Origin of the sequence: Streptomyces sp. NPDC102490 (genome assembly GCF_044765285.1) — a bacterium.
Classification (GTDB): domain Bacteria; phylum Actinomycetota; class Actinomycetes; order Streptomycetales; family Streptomycetaceae; genus Streptomyces.
This window is the reverse complement of record NZ_JBIWJU010000020.1, coordinates 1-19,892: the sequence shown is the minus strand read 5'-3', so window position 1 is coordinate 19,892 and position 19,892 is coordinate 1. Positions and strand designations below refer to the sequence as shown.

15 protein-coding genes are annotated in these 19,892 nt (G+C 72.2%); 7 read left to right on the top strand and 8 right to left on the bottom strand.

All coding sequences use genetic code 11. From position 1 onward, the window contains the following. Positions 1-19: 19 nt before the first annotated feature. On the bottom strand, positions 20-2,863 hold the full coding sequence (gene secA / locus ACIRGB_RS34270) for a preprotein translocase subunit SecA (protein WP_403873155.1): 2,844 nt from the start codon (positions 2,861-2,863) through the stop codon (positions 20-22). Positions 2,864-3,146: 283 nt separating this feature from the next. Here secA and ACIRGB_RS34265 point away from each other — a divergent pair, with 283 nt between their 5' ends. Continuing rightward, entirely contained in the window at positions 3,147-3,716 is a 570-nt protein-coding gene (locus ACIRGB_RS34265; RefSeq protein WP_403873152.1) for a GNAT family N-acetyltransferase, read from the top strand. 243 nt (positions 3,717-3,959) lie between these two features. Then, positions 3,960-5,135, top strand: a complete 1,176-nt coding sequence (locus ACIRGB_RS34260; protein WP_403873149.1) for a winged helix-turn-helix domain-containing protein — start codon at positions 3,960-3,962, stop codon at positions 5,133-5,135. A gap of 51 nt (positions 5,136-5,186) precedes the next feature. Here the strand turns inward: ACIRGB_RS34260 and ACIRGB_RS34255 are convergent, their stop codons facing one another. The 7 genes from ACIRGB_RS34255 to mtnA form a co-directional block, all read right to left on the bottom strand. Beyond that, entirely contained in the window at positions 5,187-5,951 is a 765-nt protein-coding gene (locus ACIRGB_RS34255; RefSeq protein ID WP_403873147.1) for a response regulator, read from the bottom strand. Between the two features lie 228 nt (positions 5,952-6,179). After that, positions 6,180-6,872, bottom strand: coding sequence for a ribosome hibernation-promoting factor, HPF/YfiA family (hpf, locus tag ACIRGB_RS34250; protein WP_016326377.1), 693 nt, complete (start codon positions 6,870-6,872; stop codon positions 6,180-6,182). A gap of 313 nt (positions 6,873-7,185) precedes the next feature. Next, the gene (locus tag ACIRGB_RS34245) at positions 7,186-8,088 is read right to left on the bottom strand and encodes a ComF family protein (protein WP_403873143.1); all 903 of its coding nucleotides are present in this window, start codon (positions 8,086-8,088) and stop codon (positions 7,186-7,188) included. Between the two features lie 129 nt (positions 8,089-8,217). Beyond that, positions 8,218-10,065, bottom strand: a complete 1,848-nt coding sequence (locus ACIRGB_RS34240; protein ID WP_403873141.1) for an LpqB family beta-propeller domain-containing protein — start codon at positions 10,063-10,065, stop codon at positions 8,218-8,220. Continuing rightward, entirely contained in the window at positions 10,055-12,130 is a 2,076-nt protein-coding gene (gene mtrB, locus ACIRGB_RS34235; RefSeq protein WP_403873138.1) for a two-component system sensor histidine kinase MtrB, read from the bottom strand. Before mtrB ends, ACIRGB_RS34240 begins: the two co-directional genes overlap by 11 nt. Position 12,131: 1 nt before the next feature. Further along, positions 12,132-12,821, bottom strand: a complete 690-nt coding sequence (mtrA, locus tag ACIRGB_RS34230) for a two-component system response regulator MtrA (protein ID WP_003975799.1) — start codon at positions 12,819-12,821, stop codon at positions 12,132-12,134. 4 nt (positions 12,822-12,825) lie between these two features. Further along, a complete protein-coding gene (gene mtnA / locus ACIRGB_RS34225; protein ID WP_403873135.1) occupies positions 12,826-13,968 on the bottom strand; it encodes an S-methyl-5-thioribose-1-phosphate isomerase in 1,143 nt (380 codons plus the stop codon). 140 nt (positions 13,969-14,108) lie between these two features. On the opposite strand from mtnA, the gene ACIRGB_RS34220 reads away from it, so the two are divergent. Genes ACIRGB_RS34220 through ACIRGB_RS34200 form a run of 5 tightly spaced genes read left to right on the top strand, consistent with a single transcriptional unit; the run spans position 14,109 to position 19,749 of the window. Beyond that, complete coding sequence (locus tag ACIRGB_RS34220; protein ID WP_403873132.1) at positions 14,109-15,482, top strand: glycerophosphoryl diester phosphodiesterase membrane domain-containing protein; 1,374 nt, start codon at positions 14,109-14,111, stop codon at positions 15,480-15,482. Between the two features lie 34 nt (positions 15,483-15,516). Beyond that, positions 15,517-16,236, top strand: coding sequence for a DUF4129 domain-containing protein (locus ACIRGB_RS34215; protein ID WP_403873129.1), 720 nt, complete (start codon positions 15,517-15,519; stop codon positions 16,234-16,236). Continuing rightward, the gene (locus tag ACIRGB_RS34210; RefSeq protein WP_403873126.1) at positions 16,233-17,450 is read left to right on the top strand and encodes a DUF4350 domain-containing protein; all 1,218 of its coding nucleotides are present in this window, start codon (positions 16,233-16,235) and stop codon (positions 17,448-17,450) included. The genes ACIRGB_RS34215 and ACIRGB_RS34210 overlap by 4 nt, the downstream gene beginning before the upstream one ends. Continuing rightward, on the top strand, positions 17,450-18,439 hold the full coding sequence (locus ACIRGB_RS34205; RefSeq protein ID WP_403873123.1) for an AAA family ATPase: 990 nt from the start codon (positions 17,450-17,452) through the stop codon (positions 18,437-18,439). Before ACIRGB_RS34210 ends, ACIRGB_RS34205 begins: the two co-directional genes overlap by 1 nt. Next, positions 18,439-19,749 carry a DUF58 domain-containing protein gene (locus ACIRGB_RS34200; protein WP_403873120.1) on the top strand — a complete coding sequence of 437 codons (1,311 nt, stop codon included), beginning with the start codon at positions 18,439-18,441 and terminating at the stop codon, positions 19,747-19,749. Before ACIRGB_RS34205 ends, ACIRGB_RS34200 begins: the two co-directional genes overlap by 1 nt. The last annotated feature ends 143 nt before the right edge of the window (positions 19,750-19,892 follow it).

Sequence of the window (19,892 nt, the reverse complement as noted above, 5' to 3'; positions counted from 1 at the left end):
GCCCGCAGGCACCGCACCGTCACTTCTTGCGGCGCCGTCCGCCCTTGGCCTGCTTGCGGCGCTCCGCGCGCGTGAGTCCGTCCGACTGGGCCTGCGCGGGCTCGCCGTCGGTGAACTCGCCCTCGACGACACCGCCCTCGCCGTCCACGGTCGGCGCGGAGAAGTGCAGGTCCCGGCGCTGCGGCGCGTCGAGGCCCTTGGCCCGGATCTCCGGACGGGCGCCCGCCTGGGCCGGGACCGCGTCCTGGGCGCCCTTGTCCAGCGACGGCGCCGCGTCCTCCACCGGGACCTCCTCGACCTGCTGCTCGACCTGGACCTCCAGGTTGAACAGGTAGCCGACGGACTCCTCCTTGATGCCCTCCATCATGGCCTGGAACATGTCGAAGCCCTCGCGCTGGTACTCGACCAGCGGGTCCTTCTGCGCCATCGCGCGCAGGCCGATGCCCTCCTGGAGGTAGTCCATCTCGTAGAGGTGCTCGCGCCACTTGCGGTCCAGGACCGACAGGACGACCCGGCGCTCCAGCTCGCGCATGATCTCGGAGCCGAGCTGCTTCTCGCGCGCCTCGTACTGCTCCATGACGTCGTCCTTGATGGACTCCGCGATGTAGTCGGCGGTCAGGCCGGCCCGGTCGCCGGCCGCCTCCTCCAGCTCCTCGACGGTGACCTTCACCGGGTAGAGCTGCTTGAAGGCGCCCCACAGCCTGTCGAGGTCCCAGTCCTCCGGGAAGCCCTCGGCGGTCTCGGCCTGTACGTAGGCGTCGATCGTGTCGTTCATGAAGTGCTGGATCTGCTCCTGCAGGTCCTCGCCCTCCAGGACGCGGCGACGCTCGCCGTAGATGACCTCACGCTGACGGTTGAGGACCTCGTCGTACTTCAGGACGTTCTTACGGGTCTCGAAGTTCTGGGTCTCGACCTGCGACTGGGCGGACGCGATCGCGCGCGTGACCATCTTGTTCTCGATCGGCACGTCGTCCGGCACGTTCGCCATGGACATCACGCGCTCGACCATCTGGGCCTTGAACAGCCGCATCAGGTCGTCGCCCAGGGAGAGGTAGAAGCGGGACTCGCCGGGGTCGCCCTGACGGCCGGAACGACCGCGCAGCTGGTTGTCGATGCGCCGCGACTCGTGCCGCTCGGTGCCCAGGACGTAGAGGCCGCCCAGCTCCTTGACCTCTTCGAACTCGGCCTTGACCGCCTGCTCGGCCCGCTCCAGGGCGGCGGGCAGGGCCGCGGCCCACTCCTCGATGTGCTCTTCGGGGTCGAGGCCGCGCTGGCGCAGCTCCGCCTCGGCGAGGTCCTCGGGGTTGCCGCCGAGCTTGATGTCCGTACCGCGGCCGGCCATGTTCGTGGCCACCGTCACCGCGCCCTTGCGGCCCGCCTGGGCGACGATCGTCGCCTCCCGGTCGTGCTGCTTGGCGTTCAGCACCTCGTGCTGGACACCGCGCTTGCTGAGCTGCTGCGAGAGGTACTCGGACTTCTCGACCGAGGTGGTGCCGACGAGGATCGGCTGGCCCTTGCGGTGCTTCTCCTCGATGTCGTCGACGACGGCCTCGAACTTGGCGACCTCGGTGCGGTAGATCAGGTCCGACTGGTCCTTGCGGACCATCGGCCGGTTGGTCGGGATGGGCACCACGCCGAGCTTGTAGATCTGGTGGAACTCGGCGGCCTCGGTCATCGCCGTACCGGTCATGCCGGACAGACCGGGCTGTTCCTTGCCGTTGTGGTCGTGGCGCTTGTAGAGGCGGAAGAAGTTCTGGAGGGTGATCGTGGCGAGCGTCTGGTTCTCGTCCTTGATGTCCACCCCTTCCTTCGCCTCGATCGCCTGGTGCATGCCCTCGTTGTAGCGGCGGCCGGCGAGGATACGGCCGGTGTGCTCGTCGACGATCATGACTTCGCCGTCGAGGACGACGTAGTCCTTGTCCTTCTTGAACAGTTCCTTGGCCTTGATGGCGTTGTTCAGGTAGCCGACCAGCGGGGTGTTCACCGACTCGTAGAGGTTGTCGATGCCCAGCCAGTCCTCGACCTTGGCCACGCCCGACTCGTGGATGGCGACGGTGCGCTTCTTCTCGTCGACCTCGTAGTCACCGGTCTCCTCGATGCCCTTGAGGGTGTTGCCCGCCTCGCCCCTCTTCAGGCGGGTGACCAGCTTGGCGAAGTCGCCGTACCACTTGGTGGCCTGGTCGGCCGGGCCGGAGATGATCAGCGGCGTACGGGCCTCGTCGACGAGGATGGAGTCGACCTCGTCGACGATGGCGAAGTTGTGGCCGCGCTGGACGAGCTCGTCCTTGGACCACGCCATGTTGTCGCGCAGGTAGTCGAAGCCGAACTCGTTGTTCGTGCCGTAGGTGATGTCGCAGGCGTACATCTCGCGGCGCTGGGCCGGCGTCTGGTTGGCCAGGATGCAGCCGACGTCCAGACCGAGGAACTTGTGGACGCGGCCCATCATCTCCGAGTCGCGCTCGGCCAGGTAGTCGTTGACCGTGACGATGTGCACGCCCTCGCCGGACAGGGCGTTGAGGTAGGCGGGCAGCGTGCCGACGAGGGTCTTGCCCTCACCGGTCTTCATCTCGGCCACGTAGCCCATGTGCAGGGCGGCGCCGCCCATGATCTGCACGTCGTAGTGGCGCTGGCCCAGGACGCGCTTGGCGGCCTCGCGGACCGTGGCGAAGGCTTCGGGCAACAGGTCGTCCAGGCTCTCACCGTCGGCGTAGCGCTGCTTGTACTCGTCGGTGAGGGCCCTCAGCTCGGCGTCGGAGAGGTCGGTGAAGTCCTCTTCGATGGAGTTGACCTGGTCCGCGATGCGGTGCAGCTTGCGCAGGATCTTGCCTTCGCCTGCACGCATGATCTTGGAGAGGACGGACACGGGGGTTGGTCTCCTTGCCGGTCGGGCCTGGGACGGTCGGTTTCCTGTGACGGACTGAGCAACGGCCATCGTATGCGAGGACCCCGCCGCCCCGGGAGGCCTGCCGCAACGGGGACCGTCGTCCACTCCTCACATCCAGCATCCCTGTCTGCTGTCACCCCTTTCAACGTCCGGGCCCCGCGGATGGTGCCGCACCCCTCCGGCGAATCACACGCGAGGTGACCGGACGTTCACGCACGGCAAAGCATTGGCGCCGCCACCGGGCTCCGCGCAGAATCGGCCGATGGAACCCGTCACGCTCACCACCGACCGCCTCGTCCTGCGCACGGTCGGCCCGCAGGACATCGACGCCGTGTACGCAGCCTGCCAGGACCCCGACATCCAGCGCTGGACGACGGTCCCCGCCCCCTACCTCCCGGAGCACGCGCGGAGTTTCGCGGAGCAGCTGGTCCCCGACGGCTGGGCGAACGACTCCATGTTCACCTTCGGCCTCTTCCTCCCCGCCGGGGACCTGGTCGGCATGCTCGGCGTCACGATGATCTCCCTGGGCGTCGGCGAGATCGGGTTCTGGGGCACCAAGGAGCACCGCGGCCGGGGCTACACCACCGAGGCAGCCGTCGCCGTCGCCCGCTGGGCCTTCACCGAGCGGGCCGTGGACCGCCTGGAGTGGCGCGCCGAGGTCGGCAACACGGCCTCCCGCGCGGTGGCCCAACGCGCGGGTTTCACCATGGAGGGCACGTTGCGCTCCGCGCTCAACAACAAGGGCGTACGCCGCGACTGCTGGGTCGGCTCCCTCCTCCCCTCAGACCTCGCCCTCCCCTCCACGTCCCCGTACTTGCCGGCCCAGGCATAGCCGCGCCGCCCCGTCGCTACGGGCAGCCGTGCCTCCCCCATCCCCCCGTCGCTGCGGGCAGTCGTGCCGCTGGGGCGGCACGGGTGGGCGCAGCGGCACCCGGCAAGCGCCGGCCCGCGCCCCCCGCCCCCGCACTCCCCCCGGGTGCCACCTGAACCCCGGCCCACCGCACCCACCTCCCCCTCCCCGCACCCACTCCCACACCACCCCCACTGTCAGACCCACCCCCTATCGTGCGGACGTATGACGACCCTCCCGCCCCCCACCACGGAACTGTCCGCCGACGAGGCCCGCCGCCTCGCCCTCCGCGCACAGGGCTTCCTCGGCGCCCCCGACCGCCGCGCAGGCGTCCGCGGCGTCCTCCGTCACCTGGGCGCGGTGCAGCTCGACACCATCTCGGTCCTCGCCCGCTCCCACGAACTCGTCCCGTACGCCCGCCTGGGCGCGGTCGGCCGCCGGACCGTCGACGACGCGTACTGGACGGACACCCACGCCTTCGAGTACTGGTCGCACGCCGCCTGCATCCTCCCCATCGAGGAGTGGCCCCACTTCGCCTTCCGCCGCCGCGCCTACCGCAACCGCCCGCACTGGAACCACCACCTCCCCGACGGCGACTACGACCGCGTCGTCAAGCAGCTCCGCACCGAGGGCCCCCTCACCGCGACGGAGCTGGGCGGCGCCAAGAAGACCAGCGAGTGGTGGGACTGGTCGGGCACGAAGGTCGCCGTCGAGCGCGCGCTCATGTACGGCGAGGTGGTGTGCGTGGAACGGCGCGGCTGGAAGCGGGTGTACGACCTGGCCGAGCGCGCGGTCCCGGCCGCGCTGCTCCACGACGACCTGGACGACACCGAGTGCCTGCGCCGCCTGGTCCGCCTGGCCGGTCAGTCCCTGGGCGTGGGCACGCGCGCGGACATCGCGGACTACCACCGCCTCAAGGCCGAGCAGGTCGACGCCGTGATCGCCGACTCGGGCCTGGTGCCGGTCACGGTGCAGGGGTGGGGCCGGCCCGCCTGGGCGGACCCGGCGGCCCTGGAGACTCCCCCGCGCGGCCGTCACCGCACGACGCTGCTCTCACCCTTCGATTCCCTCATCTGGGAACGGGCGCGCACGGAGCGGATCTTCGGCTTCACCCACCGGCTGGAGGCCTACGTGCCCAAGCCGAAGCGGGTGCACGGCTACTTCGCGATGCCGGTCCTGGCCGGCGGACGGCTCGTCGGCCGCGTGGACCCGGCCCGCGAGGGGCGCACCCTGGTCGCCAAGCAGGTCACGCTGGACGGCCCGAAGGCGGCCCCGGCAGTCGCCCAGGCGCTGGTCGAGGCGGCGAGCTGGGTGGACTGCACGGACGTACGCGTGGAGCGGGTCGAGGCACCGGAACTGCGCGAGCCCCTCACCCGGGAACTGGCCCGGCTGCTCGCCTGACCGAGGACCGGGCCGGGGCCGGATCTGGGCCGAGACCTGGACCGGGACCGCTCAGCGGATTTCGAGGATCTTCTCCCGCATCGCGTACACCACGGCCTCCATCCTGGAGTGCAGTTGCAGTTTCTCCAGGATGTTGCGCACGTGGTTCTTGACGGTGTTCTCGGAAATGAACAGTTCCTTCGCGATGTCGCGGTTGTTCATCCCGGTGGCGACGAGTTTGAGGACCTCCAGCTCGCGGTCCGTGAGCCGCGGCGCGGGCACCAGTCGCCGTTCGTCGGTCCGCTGGATCATCGACTTGAACTCGGTGAGCAGTTTCGACGCCATGGAGGGACTGATCTGGGACTGCCCGTCGGCCACCGCGCGAATGGCGGTGGCCACTTCGTCCGTCGAGATCTCCTTGAGGAGATAACCGGTGGCACCGGCCTTGATCGCGTCGTAGAGGTCGGCTTCCTCGTCGCTGATCGTCAGCATGATGATCTTGGCGCTGGGTGCCACCTCCTTGATGGAGGTGCAGGCCTCGATACCGCCCCGCTTGGGCATCCGCACATCCATCAGGATGATGTCCGGCAGCAGGTCGGCGGCCTTCTCCACGGCCTCGGCGCCGTCACCGGCCTCGCCGACGACCTGGATGTCCTCCTCGGCCGCCAGCACGATCTCCAGGCCGCGGCGGAAGAGGGCGTGGTCGTCCACGACCAGCACCCTGATCGGCTCCTCGCGTGCGGAGCCCGCGTCCGCGTCCGGGCCCATGCCGGAGGCCCCGTCGCCGATCCCGTGGTCGACGCCCGCGCCCCGCATCGGTCCGAAACTGTCCGCCATCGTTCCTCCCCCTGAAGGCTGTGGCACGTGGTCCTGAGCCATCGCCAACCCAGAGCAACGACCCACCGGTTGGGCCGTTGCCGCCATGATTCCATGTCCGGCGGACAGCGGGGTGACCGAACGGGCAGCGTTGGGGTCGCACACCCTCACGCACCGTCGCACGACGGTGCCCCTGGGGGCGCACACGCGCTCCAGGGGCACCGCACAGCTGTCACCCGGCGGGGTGTATCAGCCGCCGAGCGCGTCGCCCGCGTCGGGGGCGTGCGCCTGGGTGACCATCGTGTCCGTGGTCAGGTGGATCACGCCGTAGTCGTAGGCGTGCCGCCGGTAGACGACGCTGGGCTCCTTCGTCTCGGAGTCGACGAACAGGTAGAAGTCGTGCCCGACCAGCTCCATCTCGTAGAGCGCCTGGTCGAGGGACATCGGTGCGGCTACGTGGGTCTTCTCCCGGACGACGAGCGGGCCGTCGCCCTGGACCTCCAGCGAGCCGATCTTCTTGGTGGGTACGCCGTCCTGCTTCTCCGTCGGGACGACGTCGCCGTTCCCGTTGAGCGTCGCCGCGCCGGGTACGTGGTCGGCGACCTCGGCCGCCGAGATCCGGCGCGCGCCGCGGCGCGAGAAGCGCTTGTCGTGCTGCTTGCGCAGCCGTGCGCCGAGCTTCTCCGCCGCCAGGTCGAGCGCCGCGTAGGGGTCGCTCGCCGCCGCCTCCGCCCGAATCACCGGACCGCGGGAGCGGAGCGTGATCTCCACTCGGTCACAGCGGTCGGCCTGCCGGGGGTTCGGCTCCTTGGACACCTCGACGTCGAGGCTGATCACCTTGCCATCGAGCTTCTGGATCTTCTCCAGCTTCAGCTTCTCGGCCACGTGCTTCCGGAACCGCTCGGGCACCTCGGTCTTGCGGCCCTTGACGACGATGTCCACGCAGAACTCCGTTCCCGGATCGCTCCGCTTCGACGGCGGAGCATCTCCCTTTTGCACCAGGTTCCGGTCCATCCCGGAACCTCGGACTCGGTGACGTCCACCTCCTCCCCCGCGGGCGAGATCTCCACTCCACCGGTGCGGGTGATGACGGTGAAACCCGCAGCACGGCATTCGGATATGAGAGGTGTGGCCTGCGGCTTTGCCTCACAACCGAACATATCTCGCCCGGACGGATGTCGTCACCCTCTACCGCCGCGTACCTCCGTTCCGGTGAATTGGCTCTCTCATTACCTGCAACGACGTAAGTCCTCAGTCAGTTCCGGTTTATTTCGAAGGCATCTGGTGAAGCCGCGACCACTGCCGCGCAGATCGCTTCACTGGTCACGCCGGTCACGCCACCGCCTCCGTACTGACCCGCCATTCGGGGCCCGGTCTTCCGTTCTTCTCTGCCTTCCCCCGCCGTCGCCGGATACACAGCCGATCTCGCCCTCCCGTACGTGCCCGGCCAGGCCCTCGACTCAACGGCGGCGGCCGTCGCCGCACGCACCGCGCGGGCCGCCTCGGCCAGCGACGCCCCCGTCGTCATCAGGTCGTCGACCAGGACGACCGTCCCACCGCGCAACAGCCCGCCACCGCCGGGAGCCACCGCCAGCGCGCCCGCGAGGTTGTCCAGCCGCCGCCGGGCGTCGAGGCCGGACTGGTCGGCCACGGCGTACCGCTGCCGCAGCACCGCCAGCACCCGGACCGGCGCCCCGGTGCGCCGCAGCTCCCCCGCCGCCGCGAGGGCGATCCGCCGCGCCGGATCGTGCCCGCGCGTCCGCACCGTTCTGCGTGCCGACGGCACGGGCACCAGCAGCACCGGCCCCCGCGCCCGTGGGCCACCCGCGTCATCGGCCCCCGCGCCGCCCGGCGCCGCCCGCGCCTCCCGGAGCCCCGCCCGCACCGCTCCCGCCAGTGCCGCGCCGAGCGGTGCCGTGAGGGCCAGCACGCCCCGCTCCTTGTGGGCGAGCAGCGCTGCCCGCACCTCGTCCGCGTACGGCGCGGCCGCGTACACCGCAGGTAGACCGGGCGGCTCCGGATCAGGACGCGCGCGGCGCGGCGGGTCTCCGCTCAGCGCCGTACGGCACCGGAGGCACAGCACCGCGCGAGCCCTGCCGCAGCCGCCGCACTCGGCCGGCAGCACCAGGTCCGTGACGTCCGCCCACCATGCCCGCACTGTCCGCACTGTCCGTAATCCCCGCATGGCCACCACTGTGCCCACGTACGCGGAGACCTGCCAGGCCTGTGGAAAACCCGGCCCGGCGTCCTGTGGACAACCCGGTCGGCCCCCACCCGGCCGGACACCTCACCCCGGATAGACCGGCGCGGTCCCCTCCGTCACCTTCTGCCACTGGAGCCCGGACGGCAGCCGCACGATCAGGTCCTCCGAGTACGCCACCAGCGGCAGCTGCTCGTCCTCGGTCGCGGCGATCTCCTTGACGCCGGTCAGCGCCGCGGGCACCGATGCCTCCGGCGTCGAGCCGTCGACCTGGACGTATCCGATCTGCTGTACGCCCCCGCGCTCCCGGCCGACCACCACGAGCCGGGCGTCACCGGCCCAGGACATGGCCGTGACCTCCTCCAGTTCGGGGGTCGCGGAGCGCAGTTCGAGCACGGTGACCGCGGACGGTTCGCCCGCCTTCCCGTCCCGTTCGATCCGTCCGATGAGCAGCGAGCGCTTGCCGTCCTTCTCCACGACGAGCGCGATCCGCACCCCGTCGGCGGCCACCCGCACGGACTGGACTCGCCCGTCGAGCCCCGGTGTCCGCACCTCCACCGGATCGCCCGTGCCGTCCTTCAGCAGCAGCAACCGCGGATCGGCCGGGTTGCGGTCGGCGATCCACAGGTCGCCCTGCGTGTCCCAGCTGGGCGGGGTCAGCCGGTCCGTCTCCGACTTGCCCTGGCTGGTCAGCACGGGGTCGCCGAGCGAACCGCCGGACGCCAGCGAACCGACGTACAGCGACTTGTTGTCGAGACCGATCCCGGCCGCGCTGTGCTCGTCCCGCGACACCGCCACCGACCGCAGGGCCCGGTGGCCCTCCCCCAGCGGGCCGGGCACGGGTTCGGCCCGGGTCCCGTTGCTGCCGGCGGCGAGCCGCACCAGGCGGTCCTTCTCGTCGACGAAGTACAGGTAGTCGGGCCGCTGCGCCGAGCCGCGCGTCGCCACCGTCTCGGCGCGGTCCTCGGAGAGCGAGCACAACTGCTCCCCGCCCGAGCGCAGCTCGACCTCCTCCACCGCCGGGGTGAGGTTCCGCAGCGTGAACAGCAGCTGCGCGGCCATCTCGTCGCACTTGTCCGCGCCGGCCCGGGCCGCCTTGTCGTTCAGCGGAACGACCAGCTTGCTGCGGTCGTCGGGTGTCAGCGAGACGTCGTCCTTCGCAAGCGCCGTCCCGGTCGGGAAGCTGGACCTGACCACGGGGCCCAGCAGGCTCGTCGGCCCGCTCAGCAGGGAACGCACCACCTGGGTCATCGGGTCCACGCGCCGGCGCACATAGACGGGATCGGCGACGGCGGCCGGCTCCCGGACCGGTCCGGAATCGGCGTCCGCGCGCACCGCGGTGTTCGAGGCGAAGTAGTACCGGTTGACCGACATGTAGTTGCGCTGGAAGTCGGACTTGCCCATGACGACGCCCTGCGGCAGCACGTCGATGCGCCACTGCTTGGTCTTGCCGTCCCGGCTGAGGTGCACCGACTCGCGGTAAGCGCCGCCGGCCGGCGCGTACGACTGCTGCCCGTCCACCGTGGCCACCTTGGTGCCGGTCAGGGTCACCGAGTAGTCGTTGGCGTCCTCGCGGTTGCCCGAGTGGTCGGACTCCGTTCCGGGGCCGCCCGCGAGCACCGTCGCCGACTCGTCCGGGCGCCAGTTCCTGGCGGCGGCGCCGGTCAGGTACTTGCGCGCCGTCTCGTAGTGCGGGTCGTCGCTGGTCAGCGCCTCCAGAAAGCCCTGCACGATGTCGGAGGGCGGCGCGTCCTCCTGCGGCGGCATCGCGAACACCCGCACCTGCGGGTCCTGCCGGGGCGTGGACTCCACGCCCCGGAGGTCCCCGCTGTCGGGCATGGACGCGCATCCGGCCAGCAGTAGGACACCGCCGACGGCGCACGCCACCACGCGGGCCGGCCCGCGCCGACCGCCCCTCCCGCGGTCAGCGCCCACGAGATGCCTCCCCTTGCCTGCTCGTGTCCTCGGGAGCGGTGTCCGGGCGGTTCGCCGCCTCGGCCGCCGGCCCGTCGTCCTGTCTCCGGGCGCCCGACGCGGGCCTGGGCACCACGCGCGCGCCGTTGCCCGGCAGCGCCGTCGGATCGGCCGTCGGGGCCACCGCAGAAGACCGCGGCGTTATCGGGCCCCGCGCGGGCACCGCGGCGGCCTGCCCGGCCGACGCCTGCGCCGGGACGCCGACCGGCCGGTCCGCGCCGTGCGCCACCGCGGCGTTGTCCAGGCCCGCGTCGTGGAGCCCGCGGTTGCGGCGCGAGTCCTTCGGCTCCAGCGGTATCGGCGAACCCCTGAGCGGCTCGTCCGCGGTCCTGGGCAGCGTCAGCCGGAACTGCGAGCCGCCCCCGGGCTCGCCCCAGGCCTGCAACCAGCCGCCGTGCAGCCGCGCGTCCTCCAGGGCGATCGACAGGCCGAGCCCCGTACCGCCGGTGGTACGCGCGCGTGCCGGGTCGGCCCGCCAGAAGCGGCTGAAGACCCGGGTGGCCTCACCCGGCTTGAGTCCGACGCCGTAGTCGCGCACCGCGACGGCGACCGCGCCCCCGGCGGCGGCGAGCTTGACGACGACGTCCCGGCCCTCACCGTGCTCGACGGCGTTGACGACGAGGTTGCGCAGCACGCGTTCCACGCGCCGGGCGTCCGCCTCGGCGACGACGGGCTGCTGGTCGCCGACGACGCGTATCCCCGTGCCCTTGCGCTCGGCGAGCGGCTCCGCACCGCTGACGACGCGCCGTACGACCTCCCTGAGGTCTATCGGCTCCGCCTCCAGGGCGGCGGCGCCCGCGTCGAAGCGGCTGATCTCCAGCAGGTCCGCGAGCAGCGTCTCGAACCGGTCCAGCTGGTCGGCGAGCAGTTCGGCCGACCGCGCGGTCACCGGATCGAAGTCCACGCGCGCGTCGTGGATGACATCGGCCGCCATCCGTACGGTCGTCAGCGGCGTCCGCAGCTCGTGCGACACGTCGGAGACGAACCGCCGCTGCATCCGCGACAGGTCCTCCAGCTGGCTGATCTTCAGCTGCAGGTTCTGCGCCATCTTGTTGAAGGCCTCGCCGAGCCGCGCGATGTCGTCCTCGCCGGTGACCTTCATCCGTTCCTGCAACCGTCCCGCGGACAGCCGCTCGGCGATGCTCGCCGCCATCCGTACCGGCGTGACGACCTGGCGCACCACGAGCCAGGCGATGGCCCCCAGCAGTACGACGACGAAGAGCCCGGCCGTCGCCAGCGTGCCCCTGACCAGGCTGAGCGACTTCTCCTCCTGGGTGAGCGGGAACAGGTAGTACAGCTGGTACGGCTCGCCGTTCGGGTCGTTGACCTGCTTGCCGATGACCAGTCCGGGCTGGGACGCCTGGTCGGAGTTGTAGACGATCCGGGTGTAGCTCTGGGCGGCCGCGGTGTCGCCGTCGATCCGCTCCCGCAGGTCCTCGGGGACGCTGACCGCCCAGTCGACCGACCCGGAGGCGCGCGGACCGCGTCCGCTGCCGCTCTCCCCGCCCATGGGGAGGGTGACCACGTCGAAGGCGCTCTGGCCGCCGCTGGAGAGCGACTTCACCAGCTCGCTCATCCACTGGATGACGTTCTGCGCGGGGCGCCCGTCCGCGGGGGTGCCGTCGTCGCCGTTGGCGCTCGCCGCCTCCTCGGCCTTCTGCTTGGCCGCCGTGAAACCTCCGGTGGCCTGGCTCTGGGAGGCCTTCACCTTGGCGTCCAGCAGGCCGTTGCGGACCTGACCGATCACCACGAAGCCGAGCAGCAGCACCACGCCCAGCGACATCAGCAGGGTGGTGGCGACGACCTTGAGCTGGATGTTGCGCCGCCACAGCCGCATGACCGGCAGCAGCGGACGGCGCACCCAGCGCACGAACAGACGGAGCACCGGGCTGCCCTGCACCCCGCCGTGCAGCAGCCCGCCCTCCAGCACCCGGCCGAAGAAGCGGGAGCCGGCGCTCCGGTGGCCGACAGGCCGTCCGGCACGGGCCTCGGACCCGGGCGCCGAAGCGGCACTGTCCCTGGCCATGTCAGCTCGGTCCGGCCTTGTAGCCGACGCCGCGGACGGTCACCACGATCTCCGGCTTCTCCGGGTCCTTCTCGACCTTGGAGCGCAGCCGCTGGACGTGCACGTTGACCAGGCGGGTGTCGGCGGCGTGCCGGTAGCCCCAGACCTGCTCGAGGAGCACCTCGCGCGTGAACACCTGCCACGGCTTGCGGGCCAGCGCCACCAGCAGGTCGAACTCCAGCGGCGTCAGCGCGATCGACTGCCCGTCCCGCTTCACGGAGTGACCGGCCACGTCGATGACCAGATCGCCTATGGCGAGCTGCTCCGGCGCCGGCTCCTCCGACCGCCGCAGGCGCGCCCGGATGCGGGCCACCAGCTCCTTCGGCTTGAACGGCTTCACGATGTAGTCGTCGGCACCGGACTCCAGACCCACCACGACGTCGACGGTGTCACTCTTCGCCGTCAGCATCACGATCGGCACACCCGACTCCGCCCTGATCAGGCGGCACACCTCGATGCCGTCCCGGCCGGGCAGCATCAGGTCGAGCAGTACCAGGTCGGGCTTGGTCTCCCGGAAGGCGGCCAGCGCCTTGTCGCCGTCGGCTACGAAAGATGGCTCAAAACCCTCACCACGCAGCACAATGCCGAGCATCTCGGCCAGTGCGGTGTCGTCGTCGACGACAAGGACTCGTCCCTTCATAAACGACATCATCCCATTAGCTAATCGTTACCTGGCGTGACCTGGCACACAGCGCGGCCAGGGCCTCGGCCGTCACGGGCGAAACCACGCCCTCCTCGGTGACGATCGCCGTCACCAGTTCGGGCGGAGTCACATCGAACGCCGGGTTGTACGCCTGGGTCCCCAGGGGTGCCACCGGAATCCCGCCTCCCGCTCCCGCCACCGACACCTGGGGTGCTGTGACCTCGGTCACCTCATGTCCGGGGCGCTGTTCCACTTCGATGGACGCCCCGTCCGGCGTGCCCGGATCCACCGTGGTGACCGGAGCCACCACGATGAACGGCACATGGTGGTACCGCGCGAGCACCGCGAGCGGATAGCTCCCCACCTTGTTCGCCACCGAACCGTCGGCCGCGATGCGGTCCGCGCCGACCAGCACGGCGTCCACCTCTCCCGCCGCGAACAGCGAACCCGCCGCGTTGTCGGTGAGCAAGGTGTACGCCATGTCGTTGCGGGCCGCCTCGAATGCCGTCAGGCGAGCACCTTGCAGCAAGGGACGCGTTTCGTCCACCCACAGGCGTCGCAGCCGCCCCGACCGGTGCGCGGCGAGCGCCACCGCGAAGGCGGTCCCCTCACCGCCCGACACCAGCGAACCGGTGTTGCAGTGCGTGAGGACGCGGTGCCCGCCGGCGGGCAGCAGCTCGTCGAGCAGCGCCAGCCCGTGCACGGCCATCCGGGCGCTGGCCCGGGCGTCCTCCTCGTGCAGCGCCCGCGCCGCGGCCAGCGCCGCCGCGGCCGCCTGCCGGGGGTCACCGGTCCTGGCGAGCGCCTCCTGGTGCGCGCCCTGCGCCCGTCGTACTCCCACGGCGAGGTTCACCGCGGTGGGGCGGGCGCCCGCCAGCTCCGCCGCGGCCTCCTCGACCTCGAAGCCGCGCACGGCGGCGAGCGCGACCCCGTAGGCGCCCGCGATGCCCAGCAGCGGTGCCCCGCGCACGGCGAGCGAGCGGATCGCCTCCACCAGCACGGCCGGGTCCGTGCACACCAGCTCGACCTCCTCGGCCGGCAGCCTGGTCTGGTCCAGCACCACCAGCACCGGGCCCTCGGGGGGTTCCTCCCAGCGAAGGACCGGTATTCCGGTCGGCCGCTTGTCCTCACCGTTTCGCGCGTCCTGATCAGCCATGCGGTCAGTCTGCCCCGTGTACGACGGACAATTGAAGGTGCCGAGCCCCTACCGCGCCCGGTCCGCACCCGACGCCCCCATGGCACGATGGCTGCCAACCTGCCGCCGCGACCGCGGACGGGCACCGTGAAGGAGCGACGATGAACGACACTCCGGGCTGGGCATCGCCCGGATCCGCCCCGTCCGACGGGCACGAGCCCGGCGCGTCCGGCCCCGCCGGGCCCGCCGACCGCCCCGCCGGCCCCGATCAGCCCGCGCCGCCCGCGGACCGGCCGGGCGCGGAACCGACGAGCCCCGGCACGAAGTGGTCCAAGGAGCAGCCGCCCCCCGGCCAGTGGTCCGCGCCCACCGGCCCCGCGGACCAGGGCCAGGCCCCGCCTCCGCCACCGCCGGGCCCGGGCTGGGGCACCCCGCCACCCGCACCCCCCGGAGGCGGCTACGGCGGCCACGGAGGTCCCGGCGGCCGGCACGGGGGCTACGGCGGCTACGGCGCCCCCGGCGGCTGGGGAGGCGGCTGGGGCGGTCCCCCGCCCGCGGCCAAGCCCGGCGTGATCCCGCTCCGCCCGCTCGGTGTCGGCGAGATCCTCGACGGCGCGGTCTCCACCATGCGCACCTACTGGCGCACCGTCCTCGGCATCTCCCTGACCGTCGCCATCTTCACCGAGGTCATCGTCGTACTGCTCCAGGGACTCGTCCTGGACGACTCCAGCAGCGAGGTCCTCAACGACCCCGACGCCACCCTGAGCGAACTCGGCGACGCGCTGGCCGACACCACGATCAACTCGGGCGTCATCTTCCTGATCTCCCTGATCGGCACCGTCCTGGCCACCGCCCTGCTCACCAGCGTCACCAGCCGCGCCGTACTCGGCAGGCCGGTGACCACCGGCGAGGCGTGGCGGGACGCCCGCCCCCGGGTGCTGAAGCTGTTCGGCCTGATCGTCCTGCTGCTGCTCATCGTCGCCGGACTCCTCATGGCCGGCATGACACCCGGTCTCCTGGTCACGGCGACCGCGGGCGGCGAGGCCGGGGTGGCTCTGACCGCCCTGGGCTTCCTGGCGGGCGGCGTCGTCGCGATCTGGCTCATGGTCCGCTTCTCGCTGGCGTCCCCCGCCCTGATGCTGGAGAAGCAGGGCATCAAGAAGGCCATGGGCCGCTCGGTGAAGCTGGTGCGTGGCTCCTGGTGGCGCGTCTTCGGCATCCAGCTGCTCGCCACGGTCATCGCCAACGTCGTCGCGTCGATCATCGTGATCCCCTTCGCCTTCCTCGCCGCGGCCCTCGGCGGCGACGGCGTCGGCGGCTTCCTGGAGGGCACCGGCGACCTCGGCTGGACGTTCCTCGTCGTCAGCGGCATCGGCTCGGTGATCGGCTCCATGATCACCTTCCCGATCACGGCGGGCGTGACCGTGCTGCTCTACATCGACCAGCGCATCCGCCGCGAGGCCCTCGACCTCGAACTGGCCCGCGCCGCCGGCACCCAGGGCTCCGGCGCCTCCGGCGCCGTTCCGGGGAGCTGACGGGGTGGGTCCGGCGGGGGGAGCTGTCACCGAGGTGCTGTCACGCGCCGCCGTACGAACGGTGGCGCGCTCCGGCGACGAACCGCCGGTGACGATCCCGCGCGACCCGGCACGGGAGGCTGCCCGGCGCGAGCTGTCCAAACGCATGTACCACGAGAACGACCCCGGCTGGTTCCAGCGGGCCTTGAACGCCTTCTGGGACTGGATCGAAGGGCTGTTCAGCAGGGCGTCCACCGCGACTCCCGGGGGGACGCTCGGCCTGGTCGTCGTCATCGTGGCCGTCGTGGCGGTGCTGGGTGCCCTCTGGTGGCGCCTGGGCGCCCCCCGTCGCGGTCCCGTCTCCGCCCCCGCCCTCTTCGACGACCGCCCCCGCAGCGCCGCCGACCACCGAGCCGCCGCCGAGGCACACGCCGCCCAAGGACACTGGAGCCAGGCCGTCCAGGAACGCATGCGGGCCGTCGTCCGCGCCCTCGAGGAACGCGCCCTGCTCGACATCCGCCCCGGCCGCACCGCCGACGAGGCGGCCACCGAGGCGGGCCGTGCCCTGCCCGCCCACCGGGACCGGCTGCGCGCCGCCGCCCGGGACTTCGACGACGTCGCGTACGGCGGCCGCTCCGGCAGCGAACCCTCGTACCGGCGCCTCGCCGAACTCGACCACGCCCTGGAACGCAGCAAGCCGCACCTGGCCGGCAGCGCGACCGGCAGCCCCACGGGGCGCGCGGACCGGGACACCCGCCGTGGAGCCGCCGAATGACCACCGAGGCCACGCTCCCCACCACCGCGGCCTCGCCCACCGCCCGCCAGGTGTGGACCCGCGCGCGGGGCATCGCGCTCGCCCTCGTGCTGCTGCTCGTCGGGGCCGTCGCCATCGCGGTCGTCCGCTCCGACACCCGGCACGGGGAACTCGACCCGCGCTCCGCCGACCCCTACGGCAGCCGTGCCGTCGCCGAACTCCTCGCCGACCGGGGGGTCTCCACGCGCGTGGTCACCACCCTGGAGGAAGCGCGGGCCGCGGCCGGCCCGGACACCACCCTGCTGGTCGCCGTGCCCGATCTCCTGACGGAGCGCCAGCAGAGGCGACTGCACGCGGCGACGACCGGCTCCGGTGGACGCACCGTCCTCGTCGCCCCCGGCGGCGGCGCCGTCGAACGCCTCGCCCCCGGCGTCACCGCCGACCCCGCACTCAGCTTCGACTCGACGCTGGCCCCCGCCTGCAACCTGCCCGCCGCACGGCGCGCGGGCAACGCCGACACGGGCGGCATCCGCTACATCACCCACCTCGAAGCCGACACCTGCTACCCCAGCCGGCGACTGGCCACCCTGCTGCGCATCCCCGACCCGTCCGCGAAGGCACCGGCGGAAGGCACCCCGGGCGACACCGTCGTCCTCGGCGCCCGCGACATCCTCTTCAACGACCGCCTCGACGAGCACGGCAACGCCTCGCTCGCCCTGCAACTCCTCGGCTCCCGCGACCACCTGGTCTGGTACCTCCCCTCCCTCTCCGACCTCCCGGACCCGGACGACGAACGGAGCTTCTTCGACCTGCTCCCGTCCGGCTGGCTCTGGGGCACCCTCCAGCTCTTCATCGCCGCCGCCCTCGCCGCCCTGTGGCGGGCACGCCGACTCGGCCCCCTGGTGCCCGAAAAACTCCCCGTGGCGATCCGCGCCTCCGAAACCGTCGAAGGCCGCGCCCGCCTCTACCGCAAGGCGAACGCCCGCGACCGCGCCGCCACCGCTCTTCGCTCCGCCACCCGCACCCGCCTCGCCCCTCTCGTAGGCGTCCCCGTCGCCCAGGCGCACACGCCCGAGTCCCTGCTCCCCGCCCTGTCCGCCCACCTCCACGGCGCACACGGCGACGGACAGGCCCTGCACACCCTCCTCTTCGGCCCGCCGCCCGGCGACGACGCCGCCCTCATCGCACTCGCCGACCAACTCGACGCCCTCGAAAGAGAGGTACGCCGTCCATGATGGACCCGACCACTGACAACGCCGGGCAGACCGCGGCCCCGGGCAACGCCCGCGCCGCCCTCGAAGTCCTGCGCGCCGAGATCGCCAAGGCCGTGGTCGGCCAGGACGCCGCCGTGACCGGTCTCGTCGTAGCGCTGCTCTGCCGCGGCCACGTCCTCCTCGAAGGCGTCCCCGGCGTCGCCAAGACCCTCCTCGTCCGCACCCTCGCCGCGGCCACCGAACTCGACACCAAACGCGTCCAGTTCACCCCCGACCTGATGCCGAGCGACGTCACCGGCTCCCTGGTCTACGACGCCCGCACCACCGAGTTCTCCTTCCAGCCCGGCCCGGTCTTCACCAACCTCCTCCTCGCCGACGAGATCAACCGCACGCCCCCGAAAACCCAGTCCTCCCTCCTCGAAGCCATGGAGGAACGCCAGGTCACGGTGGACGGCACGCCCCGCCCGCTCCCCGAGCCCTTCCTCGTCGCGGCCACCCAGAACCCGGTCGAGTACGAGGGCACCTACCCCCTCCCGGAGGCCCAGCTGGACCGCTTCCTCCTCAAGCTCACCGTCCCGCTCCCGACCCGCCAGGACGAGATCGACGTCCTGACCCGCCACGCCGCCGGTTTCAACCCGCGCGACCTGCACGCAGCTGGCGTACGCCCCGTCGCGAGTGCCGCCGACCTGGAAGCCGCCCGCGCGGAGGCCGCCAAGACGACCGTCTCCCCGGAGATCACCGCGTACGTCGTCGACATCTGCCGCGCCACCCGTGAGTCGCCGTCCCTCACCCTCGGCGTCTCCCCGCGCGGCGCCACGGCGCTGCTGTCGACCGCCCGCGCGTGGGCCTGGCTGACGGGCCGCGACTACGTCACCCCCGACGACGTGAAGGCCCTGGCCCTCCCCACCCTCCGGCACCGGGTACAACTCCGCCCGGAGGCCGAGATGGAGGGCGTGACCACGGACTCGGTCATCAACGCGATCCTCGCCCACGTCCCCGTTCCCCGCTGATGGCACTCACCGGACGCGCCGCGCTCATCGCGGCCCTGGGCTCCGTCCCCATCGGCATCTGGGACCCCAGCTGGACGGGCATCCTCGCGGTCAACGCCCCGCTGGCCGCCGCCTGCGCCTGCGACTTCGCCCTGGCCGCCCCCGTGCGGCGCCTCGGCCTGACCCGCTCCGGCGACACCTCCGCCCGCCTGGGCGAGACCGCCGACGTCACCCTGACGGTCACCAACCCGTCGGGCCGCCCGCTCCGAGCCCGTCTGCGCGACGCCTGGCCGCCCAGCAGCTGGCGGCCCGGCACCGAGACGGCCGCCTCCCGGCACAGCCTGACGGTGCCCGCCGGCGAGCGCCGCCGCGTGACCACCCGCCTGCGCCCCACCCGTCGCGGCGACCGCCACGCGGACCGCGTCACGATCCGGTCCTACGGCCCCCTGGGACTCCTCACCCGCCAAGGCACCCACCGGGTCCCCTGGACGGTACGCGTCCTCCCTCCGTTCACCAGCCGCAAGCACCTCCCCTCCAAACTGTCCCGGCTCCGCGAACTCGACGGCCGCACCAGCGTCCTGACCCGCGGGGAAGGCACGGAGTTCGACAGCCTGCGCGAGTACGTGCCCGGCGACGACACCCGGTCCATCGACTGGCGCGCGACGGCCCGCCACTCCACCGTCGCCGTCCGCACCTGGCGTCCCGAACGCGACCGCCACATCCTGCTCGTCCTCGACACCGGCCGTACCTCCGCCGGTCGCGTGGGCGACGCCCCTCGCCTCGACGCCGCCCTGGACGCCGCCCTCCTCCTGGCCGCCCTGGCCTCCCGCGCGGGCGACCGCGTCGACCTCCTCGCCTACGACCGCCGCGTACGCGCCCTGCTCCAGGGCCGGACGGCGGGTGACCTCCTTCCCGCCCTGGTCAACGCCATGGCGACCCTGGAGCCGGAGCTGGTGGAGACCGACGCGCGCGGTCTCACCGCCACCGCTCTCCGGTCGGCCCCCCGCCGGTCCCTGATCGTGCTGTTCACGACACTCGACGCGGCCCCGGTCGAAGAGGGACTGCTCCCGGTCCTGCCGCAGCTGACCCAACGCCACACGGTCCTGGTGGCCTCGGTGGCCGACCCGCACGTCGCGCGGATGGCCGAGGCCCGCGGCCACACGGACGCCGTCTACGAGGCCGCGGCGGCCGCCCAGGCCCAGTCGGAACGCCACCACGTCGCCGAGCGACTACGCCGGCACGGCGTGACGGTCGTCGACGCGACCCCGGACGAGCTTCCCCCGGCACTCGCAGACGCTTACTTGGAACTCAAAGCGGCAGGCCGCCTGTAAAAAAGGGCGGGGCCAAAAGGCCCCGCCCCAACTCTTTTCACCGACCCCTGAACGCAGAAAACCCCGCACCGTTTCCGGTGCGGGGTTTCCTCGCAATGATTGTTCGGCGGCGTCCTACTCTCCCACAGGGTCCCCCCTGCAGT